This window comes from Comamonas guangdongensis (assembly GCF_041079535.1).
In the GTDB taxonomy this organism is placed as follows: domain Bacteria; phylum Pseudomonadota; class Gammaproteobacteria; order Burkholderiales; family Burkholderiaceae_C; genus Comamonas; species Comamonas guangdongensis.
In genome coordinates this window covers 1-13971 of sequence record NZ_JBFYGN010000002.1, presented here as the reverse complement: position 1 = coordinate 13971, position 13971 = coordinate 1, and the positions used below count along the sequence as shown (strand labels likewise).

The window sequence follows — 13971 nt, the reverse complement described above, 5'->3', positions numbered from 1 at the left end:
AGGGAGTGCGCGTACATGTTTCATAGAATGATGCGATTCTAAAAACCCGCCAATGTTCAGTTTTTTCAAGAAAAAGCCCGATCTGCCCAATGCGGCAGAGACCGCGCCAGCTGCCGAGGCCGCTCAGGCGCCCGTACCTGCGACTCCAGCCGGACCAGGCCCACAGGATACGCCAGCGGCCGCCGCCGGCACATCGTGGTGGCGCAAGCCTTTTGGGGCCAAAGATGCCAAGCCCGAGCCAGCGACTTCGTCGGTCACTCAGAATTTTGTAGCAGCCCCCGAGCCTACCGCAAAGCCGGAGACCGAAAACGCTCGCCAGAGCTGGATGGAGAGGCTCAAGGCCGGCCTGCGCAAGACCGGCTCCAGCATCGCCACCGTCTTCACGGGCACGCAGATCAACGATGCGCTGTATGAAGAGCTGGAGGACGCGCTGCTGATGGCCGACACCGGCGTCAAGGCCACCCAGCATCTGCTCAACGACTTGAAGCGCCGCGTCAAGGAGACCAAGACCACCGAGCCCGCCGCCGTCAAGGCCTTGCTGGCCGATGCGCTGGCCGATCTGCTGCTGCCGCTGGAAAAGCCGCTGACCATAGGCGAGCATGTTCCCACCGTCATCATGGTGGCCGGCGTCAACGGCGCGGGCAAGACCACGTCGATTGGCAAGCTCACCAAGCATCTGGCCGACGAGGGCCAGACCGTGCTGCTGGCCGCGGCCGACACCTTCCGCGCCGCCGCGCGCGAGCAGCTGGGCGTCTGGGCCAACCGCAACACCGTGGAGATCATCAGCCAGGAAGGCGGCGACCCGGCCGCCGTGAGCTTCGATGCGGTCTCGGCCGGCAAGGCCCGCAAGAAGGACGTGGTGCTGGTCGACACCGCAGGCCGCCTGCCCACGCAGCTGCATCTGATGGAGGAGCTCAAGAAGATCAAGCGCGTGGTGGCCAAGGCCGAGGGATCGGCGCCGCACGAGGTGCTGCTGGTCATAGACGGCAATACCGGCCAGAACGCCCTGGCCCAGGTGCGCGCCTTCGACGACGCGCTGCAGCTCACCGGCCTGATCGTGACCAAGCTCGACGGCACGGCCAAGGGCGGCGTGCTGGCGGCCATCGCCCAGGAGCGCCCCATCCCCGTGTATTTCATCGGCGTGGGCGAGAAGATCGAGGACCTCGAAACCTTCAGCGCCAGGGAATTTGCCCAGGCCCTGCTGTCCTGATCTTCATTGTTTTGATAGCTGGCAGCGCTTTCTGCACAAGAAGATCAGCTACAAAACAGTCCAGACAGCAAACAAGGAGCGCGCAAGGCGCTCCTTTTTTATTCAGGCATGGACCTGCTTCTTGAGCCACTGCGCATAGTCGGCCAGGCAGCGCTCGGTGCTCACGCTGATCTGCGGCACCTCGTAGCTGTGCTGCTCGCGCAGCAGCTGGGTCAGGCGCGGCAGCACATCGGGCAGGGTCTTGCAGACCAGCCGCCATTCGGGAGTGGCCTGCAGCACGCCGTCCCATTCGTAGTAGGAGGTGATGCGTTCCGTCTGCACACAGGCCGCCACCTGGGCGGTGACCAGGGCGCGCGCCAGGTCTTCCGCCTCTGCGGCATGGGCCACGGTAGTCGTCACCACGCACAGCGTGGCCCAATGGCCATTGGCCTGCGGGGATGGTTCTTTGGAGGTCATGGCGGCAAGTCTAGGCCAGGGCCGCGCGGACGCTGCTGCCGTTTACACCCGTGCGGGGGTAGGCTTTTCACCCGGGACTTCAGCCTGGATAGAGGCCCAGTTGCTGGGCGCGCAGACGCGTCAAGCCCAGCAGCGCATTGGTGAACGGCGTGGCGATGCCGCACATGGCGCCCATCTCGCGCACGGCGCCGACCAGCGCGTCCAGCTCCACCGGCTTGCCGGCCTCCACATCCTGCAGCATGGAGGTTTTGAAGCCGCCGAGCTTGAGCGTGACCTGATGCCGGTCCTGGGGCGTATCGGCAATCGGCAGGCCTATGCGCGCGCCTATCTCCTTGGCTTCGAGCATCACGGCGGTGATGAAGTCGCGCACCAGCTCGTCGCCCAGAATCCGGTCCGTGGTCGCGCCCGTGATGGCACTCACGGGATTCATGGTCATATTGCCCCAGAGCTTGTACCAGGCATCGCGCTGGATATTGTCCGAGACCTTGGCCTCCAGTCCCCCCGCACGCAGCAGCTCGGCCAGCGCCAGCAGGCGCGGCGTCGCGGCATCGCCGGGCAGGGCCGTGGGCTCGCCCAGGATGATGCTGTTGCCGAAGTGGCGGCGCACCAGGCCCGGGCCGTCCAGCGAGCAGCTCGCATGCACCACGGAGCCCATGACCTGGGCCAGGGGTATGGCGCGCGCAATCTCGCCCTGCGGATCCACGCTCTGGAGCTGCAGGCCGCGCAGGCCGGGGTCCACGCCGCCGGCCAGAAACCACCAGGGCACGCCGTTCATGGCCGTGAGCACCAGGGTCTGCGGGCCTATCAGCGGGGCCAGGCTTTTGGCCACCTCGAGCATGGCCGGCGCCTTGACGGCAATCACCACCAGATCCTGCACGCCCAGGGCGGCCGGGTCCTGTTCGGCCCGTACGGCCACGGTTTCGCAGCTCTCGCCATGGGCCAGCCTCAGGCCGTCCTGCCGCAGGGCCGCCAGGGTCTGGCCGCGCGCCACGGCGCTGAGTTCGCAACCGGCTTTGGCCAGTGCCACGCCCAGCCAGCCGCCTATCGCGCCGGCGCCATAAATACATGCTTTTTTCAGCGTCATCACCATATCCTGTTCACAGATCCAGATAGCTGCTGTCGATGCGGTTCACGCGCCGCACCAGATGCTCGAACACATCGCGCGGGCCGCCATGGTCGTCGTTGAAGGTCAGCGAATCGGCATTGCAGCGCGCGGCCGTGGCCTCGTTGATCGGGCGCGGCGCACCCATGGAGAGCGTGGCCAGCTGGACCTCGCAGGCACGCTGCAGCGCCCACAGCACGGCCAGGGCCTGGGGCAGGCTGCGGCCCCAGCTCAGCAGGCCATGGTTGCGCAGAATCACCGCCTGGCAGCGGCCCATGCTTTGCAGCAGGCGCGGGCCCTCATCGGCATGGATGGTGATGCCCTCGAAGTCGTGATAGGCCACCATGCCATGCAGCTGCGCGCTATAGAAATTGCTTTGGCTGAGCCCGCTTTCAAGACAGGCCACGCCCATGCCCGCCGTGGTGTGGGTGTGCATCACGCAATGCGCGCCCTCCAGCCCGTCGTGGATGGCCGCATGCACCACAAAGCCCGCCGGATTCACGGGATGGGCCGAATGCCCGACCACCTCACCGCGCACATTGATACGCACCAGATTGCTGGCCGTGACCTCGCTGTAGTGCAGGCCGAAAGGGTTGATGAGGAACTGCTTTTCGCCGCCGCTCACGCTGTCGGGCAGGCGCACGGTGATGTGGTTGTAGATCAGCTCGTCCCAGCCCAGCATGTCGAAGATGCGGTAGCAGGCTGCCAGTTCGCGGCGCGCGGCCAGTTCATCGGGGTGCATATGAGGTCTCCATCATTTCTATTAAAACAAGAGCGTCAGGCGCCTGTCGCGCATCGATTTCCTGACTACTCGGCCGGTACCGCCGCGGAGTCCGGGCCGCGCCGCCGCGTCGCTTCGGCATCGATCACGGCGGCCGCCCGCACCAGCTTGCCCATGATCTGGTCCAGCGCCGCGCGCTCCTCGGCGCTCAGCGCATTGAGCAGCGCCGCCTGGAACGGTCTGGCCTGCTCCAGCACCTGGTTGAAGTTGGCCAGGCCCTGCTCGCTCAGGCTCAGCAGATGGCGGCGGCCATGCTGCGGATCCACACGGCGCAGCACCCATTGGCGGTCTATCAGCGGCTGCAGGCTGCGGCTGATCTGCGCCTTGTCCATCAGGCTGATGCGCGCCAGCGCTCCCGCATGAGTTTCGCCATGCTGGTGCAGCAGACCCATGAGCCGCCATTCCGTGAGGCCCACGGGCGTGACGGGCGCGATGTAATGCCGCGTTACCTGGGTCTGCAGCGCATTGGCCAGCGCCACGATCTTGAAGGTCAGAAATTCGTTCAGCGGCAGGGTCTGGCTGCAGACCTCCTGCTGGGCGGCGGAATGGGATGGCGGCGAAGTCCGGTTCATGGTGTGGCTGGGCAAATCCCTGGGACCCCTGTCCGCTGTGATCCACCCGATATCGAGTCAGCGCATCTTTGCTTATTGTTGATACATCAACATCAGTATCAACCCGGAGCAAACTTGCACCCCTTACTCACAACCAAGGAATCGCCATGAGCTCCGGCAACACCGCCGTCATCAACCTCACCGCGCAGATCAGCGCACTCGCCGCCGCGCTGCGCATCGTGCTCGATGCCAGCCCCGATTCGGCCCCGATCCGCGAGCGGCTCAGCGCCTCCCTGGACAAGTCCATCCATGACGCCCTTGAAGAAGGGGTCTGGGACAACGCCGACGGCCTCAAGACCATCAGGGCCGCATTGCTGGGCTGATGGCCATGCGGCTTGCGACCTAGGGCGGTCTGCCCTATCGGCAATGCCCTCGGGCGCTTGAGCAGGCCGGCCTGTCTGCAAGGTGACCATGGATTTTATGCAACCAGTTGCATTTCAAATAGGTAGCGGATAGATTCATGCAACCAGTTGCATTAATCCCATCCCATGACCCACTACCCGCATCTGAACGCCCCCCTGGATCTTGGCTTTACCACCTTGCGCAACCGCGTGCTCATGGGCTCCATGCATGTGGGACTGGAAGAGGTCCCCAACGGCTTCGAACGCATGGCCGCTTTTTATGCCGAGCGCGCGCGCGGCGAGGTCGGCCTGATAGTGACCGGCGGCATCGCTCCCAACAAGGTCGGCCGCCCCATGCCGGGCGGCGCCATGCTGGCCAGCGAGAAAGAGGCCGAGCAGCACCGCGCCATCACCCGGGCCGTGCACGCCGAAGGCGGCAAGATCGCCATGCAGATACTGCACTTTGGCCGTTATGCCTTTCACCCCCAACTGGTGGCGCCCAGCGCGCTGCAGGCGCCGATCAACGCCTTTCGCCCGCATGCGCTCACGCCCGAGGAGGTGGAGCAGACGATCGGGGACTTTGTGCACTGCGCGGCCCTGGCCCGGTTCGCCGGCTATGACGGCGTGGAGATCATGGGCTCGGAAGGCTATCTGATCAACGAATTCATTGCCGCGCGCACCAATCATCGCGACGATATCTGGGGCGGCAGCTATGCAAACCGCAAGCGCTTTCCCGTCGAAATCGTGCGCCGCGTGCGCGAGCGCGTGGGTCCCGACTTCATCATCATCTACCGCCTGTCCATGCTGGACCTGGTCGAAGGCGGCTCCACCCTGGCCGAGGTCATCGAGCTCGCGCAGGACATCGAATCCGCGGGCGCCACGATTCTGAACACCGGCATAGGCTGGCATGAGGCGCGCATCCCCACGATTGCCACCAAGGTGCCGCGCGCGGCCTATGCCTGGGTGACCAGGCAGCTGATGGGCCAGGTGCGCATTCCGCTGATCACCTCCAACCGCATCAACACCCCAGAAGTGGCCGAGCAGCTGCTGGCCGACGGCTTTTGCGACATGGTGTCCATGGCCCGGCCGCTGCTGGCCGATGCCGGTTTCGTCCAGAAGGCGCGCCAGGGCCGCACCGACGAGATCAATACCTGCATAGGCTGCAACCAGGCCTGTCTGGACCACACTTTTGCGGGCAAGGTCACCAGTTGCCTGGTCAATCCCCGCGCCTGCCATGAGACCGAGCTGCCCATCCGTCCCGCGCAGCGGCGCAAGCGCCTGGGTGTGGTGGGAGCCGGTCCCGCAGGGCTGAGCTGTGCGATCACCGCCGCCCAGCGCGGGCATGAGGTGGTGCAGTTCGATGCGGCCGACGAGATCGGCGGCCAGCTCAATATCGCCAAGAAAGTGCCGGGCAAGGAAGAGTTCCACGAAATGCTGCGCTACTACCGGCGCCAGCTGGAACTGCACGGCGTGGAGCAGCGGCTGGGCGCGCCGGTCGAGGCCCGGCAACTGGTGGACGCAGGCTTTGACGAGATCGTGCTGGCCACCGGCATACGCCCGCGCCAGCCCGAGATCGAGGGCCTACACCACCCCAAGGTGCTGAGCTACCTGGATGTGCTGCGCGATGACAAACCCGTGGGCCGCAATGTGGCCATCATCGGTGCGGGCGGCATAGGCTTCGATGTGGGCGAGTTCCTCACCCACGAGGGCGAAAGCCCGGCTCTGGCCCCGGCCAAGTTCTTTGCGGAATGGGGCGTGGATACCTGCTACAGCCGGGCCGGCGGCCTGGCCCCCGCACATGTAGAAGCGCCGGCGCGCCGCGTGCATCTGCTGCAGCGCAAAACCAGCAAGATCGGCGATCAGCTGGGCAAGACCACGGGCTGGATACATCGCGGCTCGCTCAAGGCCCGCGGCGTGGCCATGAGCTCGGGCGTATCCTATGAACGCATCGACGACCAGGGCCTGCACATCACCATCGACGGCAAGCAGCAGCTGCTGCCCGTGGACCAGGTCGTGATCTGCGCGGGCCAGGAGCCCCGGCGCGACCTCTACGACGCGCTGCTGGCCGCCGGCTGCAGCGTGCACCTGATAGGCGGCGCCGATGTGGCGGCCGAGCTGGACGCCAAGCGCGCGATCCTGCAAGGCACAACGCTGGCCGCCGCTCTCTGAAACTTTCTCAAACAGGAGACACCGATGAGCGACATGCCCTCCAACCTGGTCCCTGCCGTGGCTCGCTCGTTGCAGCTCTGGCACCAGATGGTGGCCCAGCGGGACCTGAGCCGGCTGCACACCATCGTCCACCCCGACGCCGTGTTCCGCTCGCCCATGGCCAACTCGCCCTATGCGCCGGCTCCGGCGCTGATCCTGGCGCTAGGCACCGTCATCCAGGTCTTCGAAGACTTTGCCTATCACCGCCAGCTGGCAAGCGATGACGGCCTGAACCTGGTGCTGGAGTTCAGCGCGCGCGTGGGGGACAAGAATCTCAAGGGCATAGACCTGATCCGCTTCGATGCCCAGGGGCTGATCACGGAATTCGAGGTCATGGTGCGCCCCTTGAGCGGCCTGCAGGCCCTGGGGGCGGAAATGGGCGCCCGCCTGGCGGACAGACTGCCCGCCTACAAGCTCAAGCCCTGAGCCCCGCCTCCGCCGACGCGCCGGCGGGTTCCGCCAGCAGCTCCAGCGCCTGCTGCAGGACTTCCATCCAGTAGGACTCATGGCGTATGCCTGCGGACAGCACAAAATGCTGCAGCGCCGTGGCGCGATCCCGGTCCGGCCCCGGAAAGTCGCGCCGCTCCAGCTCCTGGTAATGGGCCAGCTTCTGTGCATGCAGCCGCAGCCGGCGCTCGATATCGCGCCTGAGTTCCGTGGGGCCGACGATGGCTTCGGCACGCAGGCGCACCATCAGCTCGTCGCGCAGCCACTGCGGATCGCTCTCCTGCGCCACCCAGCGCTTGAGCTCCTGGCGGCCGGCCGGCAATACGCAGTAGGTGCGCTTGCGCCCCCTGGCCGCCTCTTCCCCGGGCAGGGCCTCGATCCAGTGCGCCTCCTCCAGCCGCGCCAGTTCCCGGTAGATCTGCTGGTGGGTGGCATGCCAGAAATGCCCTATGGAACGGTCAAAGCGCTTGGCCAGCTCGGACCCCGAGCATGGACGCTCCAGCAGCGCGGTCAGCAAAGCATGAGGCAAAGACATAGGCCAGTCGTTCAACAGTCAGCAATCAAGCCGAATATAAGGGCATGGCCTGAGTGCAGCCGGCCCAGGACGAGGAATTTGTGCTTTCCAAAAAATTTCCTGACCCGGTTCTTGCTAGTCAATGTGGCAGCAGGACGGGGAAAACCGCCAGTACGCCTCAGTCCAGGCCATCCGAAGAACCGATATGGGCCTTGAGCGCCGCAATGAACTGAGTCTCGGCCGTCTGGCGGTCCGTGCCTCTTCGCAATGCGACATACATGTTCAGATGCACCGGCGGATCCGTCAGCAGCGCAATGCTCAATCCATGCTGCCGGCACTCCTCCATCATGAAGGACGGCACGACGGCATTGCCTAGCCCGGCCTTCACCATGGCGATCATGGTGCCCAGAAAGTTCATTTCGGCACGCTCCTCCTGGCTGGCCCTGGCATTGGGCAGGTGCGCATCGATCAAGGCCTGAATCGGGTTCTGGATCGGCAGGGCGATCATGGGCAGACCATCGAGGGATTTCCACGAGCGGCTCAGAACCCTCTGGTCGCGCCGCTTCTCCCCCGGGCCTATGCTCATCAGCCTGAATCTGCATACCGGCTCTCTGAGCACGCCTGCAGCCGGCTTCACAAAGAATGCGATTCCCATATTGGCTTGACCATCGAGTACCGCCTGGCGCACGGTATCCAGGCTTCCATCCATGACCTGGATGCGCACATCGGGATGCTGCCGGGCAAACTCCGCCACCACCTTGGGCAGCAGGCAGGTCGCGATGACGGGCGTGGCGGCAATCGTCAAGGTGGAGCGGACCGCCGCAGAGCTTCCCTGCAAAGCCAGGCCGAGCTGGCGCAGCTCTGCCACCACTTTTTCCGCATGAGGCTGCAGCACCCGGCCGGCCTCGGTCAGCGCCACCGCACGCGTGGTGCGCTCGAACAGCCTGACCCCGAGCTGGCGCTCCAGCTCCTTGACCAGCATGCTGACCCCCGAAGGCGAGAGATGGACCCTCTCGGCCGCGGCGGCAAAACTGCCGCACTTGCATATCTCCAGGAAGGCCTGCAGTTGGCGACTGCCGACATTAATCAGCTTTACTGATGAATTCACCAAAAATTCCCGTTTGATTCAAATCAATGGACGCGTTGCAATTGCAGCACAGAAAACAAGAAGACACCATGGCTAAAACGTCCGCAGCAGTGCTGTCCATCAATCGCCGCCGGGCCCTGCTCACCCTGGCCGCCAGCGCCAGCAGCTTCGGCCTGCCCGCTCTGGCCAACCCGCAAGCTCCGGTGCGCCTTGTCGTGCCGTTCACGCCCGGCACCGGGATCGATCTGATAGCCCGCGTCCTGGCCCCCAAGCTCGCCGAGCGCTTTCAGCGGCCGTTCATCGTGGACAACAAGCCCGGTGCCTCGGGCAACATCGGCACGCTGGAAGTCGTGCGCTCCGCCCCCGATGGCAGCACCTTGCTGGTCACCGTCAACACCCTGGTGATGAACACCGAGCTGTACCCGAAGATGGGCTATAGCCCGGTCCGCGATCTCCCCGCCATCAGCCAGACCAGCGTGGGCCAGCTGGTGCTGGTTACCGGCGCGCAATCCAGGATTACGGACCTCAGGGAGCTCATCGACTACGCCCAGAAGAATCCCGGCGTGCTGAACTACGGCTCTCCCGGCGCAGGTACGCCGCACCACCTGGCGATGGAACTGCTCAAGAGCAAAACCCGGATGTCGCTCACGCATGTCAGCTATCGGGGCACGGCTCCGGCCCTGACCGACCTGCTGGGCGGACAGATAGACCTGATGTTCCTGCCCATTCACGTCGCGCTGCAGCACATCAAGGCCGGAAAACTGCGCGCCATCGCCATCAGCTCGGACTCCCCCTCCCCTCTGCTGCCCGCCGTCCCGCCGCTCAAGACACTGAACCTGGGCGACATGAATGTGGACATGTGGTACGGCCTGCTGGGCCCCAAGGGACTGCCGCCGGAGTTCGTGCGCAGCATCAACGACGCCCTGAAAACCATGCTCGCCCAGCCCGATGTGGCCAAGGCCTTCGAGTCGCAGGGCATGACGCCGCAATACAGCACACCCCAGGCCTTCCAGGCCCTGATCGGCTCGGATGCCAAGCGCTGGGGCAGCCTCATCAAATCCCAGGGCATCAGTGCCGAATAAGCCGCCCCAAAACCCGCAAACCGAGTAAGCATGCAAGTCAATCCAGCACAAGAACCAAGCCGAGACGCAGACGTGATCATCGTGGGCGGAGGCCCCGTGGGCATGGGCCTGGCGATCGAATTGGGGCAGCGAGGCATTCGCTGCATCGTGGTCGAACGCTATGCCACGCCGCAGCCGATCCCCAAGGGGCAGAACCTCACGCAGCGCACCATGGAGCACTTCCATGCCTGGGGCGCAGAACCGCAACTGCGCGCCGCGCGCACCATTCCGCCCGAGTACGGGATTGGTGGCCTGACCGCCTACAACCGCTTGCTGGGCCCCTATTCCTACGACTGGCTCCAGCGCGATCTGGTCAAGCCCTATTACTTCACCGCCAACGAACGCCTGCCTCAGTACGCCACCGAAGCCGTGCTGCGAGCCCGCGCCGCAGAGCTGCCCTCCATCCAGACCCTGTATGGCTGGAGCTTCGACACGCTGGTGCAGCAGGACGACGGCGTCTGCGTCACGATCACCGAAAAGAACGGCAGCGGCCACAAAACGCTGCGCGCCTCCTACGTCGTCGGCTGCGATGGCGCACGCTCCAGCGTCAGACAGCAAGCCGGCATCACCCAGACCAGGACGGATCACGACCGACTCATGGTGCTGCTGGTATTCCGCTCGCAGGAGCTGCACAGGCTGTTGGAGCGCTTTCCCGGCAAGTCCTACTACAACGTGCTCCAGCCAGAACTCAAGGGCTACTGGAAATTCTTCGGCCGCGTCGACCTCGGCAATACCTGGTTCTTCCACGCGCCGGTCCCGCCCGGAACCACGGCCGACAACTTCGATTTCAAGGCCTATCTGGAAGACGCCGTCGGCGCAGCTTTCGACGTCGAGTTCGAACACATAGGCTTCTGGGACCTGCGCTTCATGCTTGCCGACAGCTATCGCGCGGGCCGGGTCTTTGTAACCGGAGATGCGGCGCACAGCCATCCCCCCTATGGCGGCTATGGCGTGAACTCGGGCCTGGAAGACGCGCGCAACCTGGGCTGGAAGCTCGCAGCCGTGCTTGAAGGCTGGGGCAGCGAAACACTGCTGGACTCCTATGACCTGGAGCGCCGCCCCGTGTTCCGCTCGACCATTGACGACTTCATTGCGAAATCCATAGACACCGATCACCGCTTCCTGGACAGCTTCGACCCCGAAGAAGACCCGGCCGCCTTTGAGGCCGCCTGGAACCAGCGGGCCGCCGGCGCGGTCGGCGAGGTTCATGCCTTCGAGCCCAACTATGCGGGTTCGCCCATAGTGGCCGGGCCCGCGGCTGACAGCCAATGCAGCGCCAAAGGCTCGCATGTGTTCACCGCACGCGCCGGCCACCATCTGGCTCCGGCCACGCTCAGCGACGGCAGCAATGTGTTCGAGCACTTTGGCGCGGGCTATACGCTGCTGGCGGCCGACGTCCCGGCGCACACGATTGAGTTGTTCCGGCGGGCCGCTCAATCCATGAGACTCCCTCTGAAACTTGTCGAGACGGCAAGAACCCAAGAATTCACGCGCTATGGATCCGACCTGATTCTGGTGCGCCCGGACGCATTCGTGGCCTGGGCCGACAACGACAAATTCCGGCCAGCGGAGGATGTGTCGCGGCTACTCCGGATGGTGGCCTGAGGGCCGAAAGCCTGCTCGCCATCCGAGAAGGCAATCGCAGACACGGGGCGGCGCAACGCTTCCCCGGTGTCTGCAGGCAATTCCTTACATTCTTCACCCGCTTGGGCAACAACCGACAGCAGCGGCTGCCTCGGGGGCGGTTCGGCCCGGGATGCGCAATGTTGCCAAATACTGCGGGCACAAAGCTGTCGATTCTCACTGAGCGTTGTACTCCAGGCCACAAGCAATCAATGACTTACCGCACGGTGAAGAGGCGAGTTTTGTACTCGCTTCTCATTGAGTGTTGTACTTTCCGAAATTTTTCTCACTCAGTTTTGTATTTTCCGAAAACCGCGCAGAAGGAGCCAAGCTGATGCAAGTCAGTCGTGGAGGTCCATGCATTTCAGAGACAGCTAGGTACGTACACAGGACGGCTGGAAGATTGCAGATACGAAGCTGGACGGCGAGCTTCGCTGGAGCAAGTGAATTTTCGTTCAGGGTCGTCTTTTAGCCTTCTTGAAGGGCAGCAAGCGACCCGAGGCGGCTGCTCAAATTACAGTTCGGTATGTCGTCTATGTAGCGACCACGGTATGTCGCCAAGGCATGTCATAGTTCTATCAAATGATGATCTTGGCGAACTGTTTTGGGGGGGCCGTATGAGCTATATATGTGCTGATTGTGTTGGGGAGCCACACCTGCGGTGTTTGGTGCAAGACGCTGCAACGTCTGATAATTCTTGCGAGTACTGCGATGTCGATGCACCGGCAGCAGACCTTTTGGTGGTAGCTCAGCTATGCGAAAAAGTGATCGATACGTTTTTCGAGGAATCCAGCAACACGGTGGCGGTGATTCATTTCAGGCGGACTCCGGCTGGAAATGACTTGCAGACAACGATTTCGGAGCTGACCGGCATACCGCAGGGTGCAGTCAATGTTGTAGTGGAACATCTGAGCAATCTTTGGTACGACGAGGGTTCAGGACAGTCTCGCTATGGCGATGACGATCCTTGGTTTGTCCTCAAGCAATCGATGGCCGAGCCACTCGGTTACTCTTGGCGAGAGATGGAAGAGAGCCTGCGCAGTGAGGTGCGCTACTTCAATCCCAAGGCGCTGGCGTTGCTCGACATGATCTTTGGGGAGATCACCAATGACCGAGACAAGGAGGGGCGTTCGGTTGTCCTTGAAGCTGGTCCCGGCACCTCGTTGAAGACGCTCTACCGGGGCAGAGTGTTCCAAAACGAGGGCGCGCTGCTTTCCGCGCTACGTTGGCCAGAGCGTTTTCTAGGCTCGCCGGCGGTAGGTCTCGGAGCTGCTGGACGAATGAACGGGCAGGGCCAACCAGCGTTCTACGGCGCCACCCACCCTGAAATATGTATTGCCGAGGTGCGACCGCCCGTGGGTAGCCGGATCGCATTGGCGGCGTTTGAGGTGATTCGGCCGCTGCGCCTATTAGATCTTCGGCGACTGGCTACCGTCGAGCTGCGCCAAGATGCCAGTTTGTTTGATCCAGATACCCTCTTGGCTGCGCAGCGGCGCGATTTCTTAAGGACTTTGGGTGACCGCTTATCAGCGCCAGTGGTCCCCGAACAACAGGATCGGGACTACCTTGTCACACAGGCAGTTGCGGACTATCTGGCTGCCCATGCTACGTTGAATATAGACGGCATCATCTATCCATCCGCCCAAAGCCGCATACCAGATGAGCCACCGGCTGGCGACAACGTCGTCTTGTTCCGCAAAGCTTGTGATGTGAGCAGCTCTGATGGAGACGACAACACTGCTGAGATCTCTCTGTGGGAATACGAAGAGGAAGGTCCGGGCCGCTGGTTCCGTCCTTCCATACATTTCATCAGCCGGGACACATCGTGGCATGGGCAACGTGAGGTGCATTCGGCGCTGTCGCTGATGCGGGACTCGATTGTCATACACGACATATCAGCGGTGCGCTATTGCAGCAAGCCTCATACAGTGGAAGGTGTTGCCTCCCTAAATGATCGCCACTACGGTTAGTCCGTTCTGGTATTGACCTCTGCAGTCATTGGCCAGATAGAGCTCGGTGACGGCTTATGGCTCAAAAGGAGCCTGACAGGGAGCAGCTTCGGCAACCAAGGACGATCATTCCTTGATCGAAGCTGTCGGCGCACTGATATCGAGCATTTGGTACAGATGCTCAATGTTGCCGGTACACGCAGTGGGCAGTTGCCGACATCTGGCCCGAGGCTGCAACAGCCCAAAGTGATTGAGATCTAGCTGGGTATGCGCGACAAACATTGTTGCGAACGCATGAGCAAATTGACTTGCTCAACACCGGGTCTGCGACTTGGTAGCCCTCCAAAAACCACCTGACGCCCCTTAGCGGCACAAACCCTGCAGAACTCGAATGCGCAGCATGAGACGCGCATCGTGCGAGGCGGCATGGGTATCAGCTCCTGCGGTAATCCCCCCAGAATCCATAGCCCCGAGAAGTAGAGCTATGCAGCCATGGCCAGCCGCTGTTTGGGGGTGATGCC

At 63.2% G+C, this 13971-nt stretch carries 13 protein-coding genes; 7 read left to right on the top strand and 6 right to left on the bottom strand.

Translation table 11 applies throughout. The features are described 5' to 3' along the window. The first annotated feature begins 52 nt into the window (after positions 1-52). On the top strand, positions 53-1210 hold the full coding sequence (gene ftsY, locus AB6724_RS01540) for a signal recognition particle-docking protein FtsY (RefSeq protein ID WP_369336743.1): 1158 nt from the start codon (positions 53-55) through the stop codon (positions 1208-1210). 102 nt (positions 1211-1312) lie between these two features. Here the strand turns inward: ftsY and cutA are convergent, their stop codons facing one another. From cutA to AB6724_RS01520, 4 genes are all read right to left on the bottom strand, one after another. Next, positions 1313-1666, bottom strand: coding sequence for a divalent-cation tolerance protein CutA (cutA, locus tag AB6724_RS01535; protein WP_369336742.1), 354 nt, complete (start codon positions 1664-1666; stop codon positions 1313-1315). Between the two features lie 79 nt (positions 1667-1745). Beyond that, positions 1746-2750 (bottom strand): 2-dehydropantoate 2-reductase, encoded by a 1005-nt coding sequence (locus AB6724_RS01530; protein WP_369336741.1) that lies wholly within the window; start codon positions 2748-2750, stop codon positions 1746-1748. Positions 2751-2763: 13 nt separating this feature from the next. Continuing rightward, a complete protein-coding gene (locus tag AB6724_RS01525; protein WP_369336740.1) occupies positions 2764-3510 on the bottom strand; it encodes a class II aldolase/adducin family protein in 747 nt (248 codons plus the stop codon). Between the two features lie 65 nt (positions 3511-3575). Then, the gene (locus AB6724_RS01520; RefSeq protein ID WP_369336739.1) at positions 3576-4121 is read right to left on the bottom strand and encodes a MarR family winged helix-turn-helix transcriptional regulator; all 546 of its coding nucleotides are present in this window, start codon (positions 4119-4121) and stop codon (positions 3576-3578) included. Between the two features lie 146 nt (positions 4122-4267). Here AB6724_RS01520 and AB6724_RS01515 point away from each other — a divergent pair, with 146 nt between their 5' ends. The 3 genes from AB6724_RS01515 (at position 4268) to AB6724_RS01505 (ending at position 7135) form a co-directional block, all read left to right on the top strand. Further along, complete coding sequence (locus tag AB6724_RS01515) at positions 4268-4483, top strand: hypothetical protein (RefSeq protein ID WP_369336738.1); 216 nt, start codon at positions 4268-4270, stop codon at positions 4481-4483. A gap of 165 nt (positions 4484-4648) precedes the next feature. Beyond that, positions 4649-6670, top strand: coding sequence for an oxidoreductase (locus tag AB6724_RS01510; protein WP_369336737.1), 2022 nt, complete (start codon positions 4649-4651; stop codon positions 6668-6670). Between the two features lie 24 nt (positions 6671-6694). After that, positions 6695-7135 carry a nuclear transport factor 2 family protein gene (locus AB6724_RS01505; RefSeq protein ID WP_369336736.1) on the top strand — a complete coding sequence of 147 codons (441 nt, stop codon included), beginning with the start codon at positions 6695-6697 and terminating at the stop codon, positions 7133-7135. Here AB6724_RS01505 and AB6724_RS01500 read toward each other — a convergent pair. Both AB6724_RS01500 and AB6724_RS01495 read right to left on the bottom strand, forming a co-directional pair. After that, a complete protein-coding gene (locus AB6724_RS01500; protein ID WP_369336735.1) occupies positions 7125-7691 on the bottom strand; it encodes a PadR family transcriptional regulator in 567 nt (188 codons plus the stop codon). The two genes, AB6724_RS01505 and AB6724_RS01500, sit on opposite strands and share 11 nt — an antisense overlap. A gap of 157 nt (positions 7692-7848) precedes the next feature. Then, positions 7849-8778 carry a LysR family transcriptional regulator gene (locus tag AB6724_RS01495; RefSeq protein WP_369336734.1) on the bottom strand — a complete coding sequence of 310 codons (930 nt, stop codon included), beginning with the start codon at positions 8776-8778 and terminating at the stop codon, positions 7849-7851. Between the two features lie 68 nt (positions 8779-8846). On the opposite strand from AB6724_RS01495, the gene AB6724_RS01490 reads away from it, so the two are divergent. From AB6724_RS01490 to AB6724_RS01480, 3 genes are all read left to right on the top strand, one after another. Beyond that, complete coding sequence (locus AB6724_RS01490; RefSeq protein ID WP_369336733.1) at positions 8847-9839, top strand: Bug family tripartite tricarboxylate transporter substrate binding protein; 993 nt, start codon at positions 8847-8849, stop codon at positions 9837-9839. 30 nt (positions 9840-9869) lie between these two features. Beyond that, positions 9870-11483, top strand: a complete 1614-nt coding sequence (locus AB6724_RS01485; RefSeq protein WP_369336732.1) for an FAD-dependent monooxygenase — start codon at positions 9870-9872, stop codon at positions 11481-11483. Between the two features lie 686 nt (positions 11484-12169). After that, on the top strand, positions 12170-13471 hold the full coding sequence (locus AB6724_RS01480; RefSeq protein ID WP_369337010.1) for an RES family NAD+ phosphorylase: 1302 nt from the start codon (positions 12170-12172) through the stop codon (positions 13469-13471). The last annotated feature ends 500 nt before the right edge of the window (positions 13472-13971 follow it).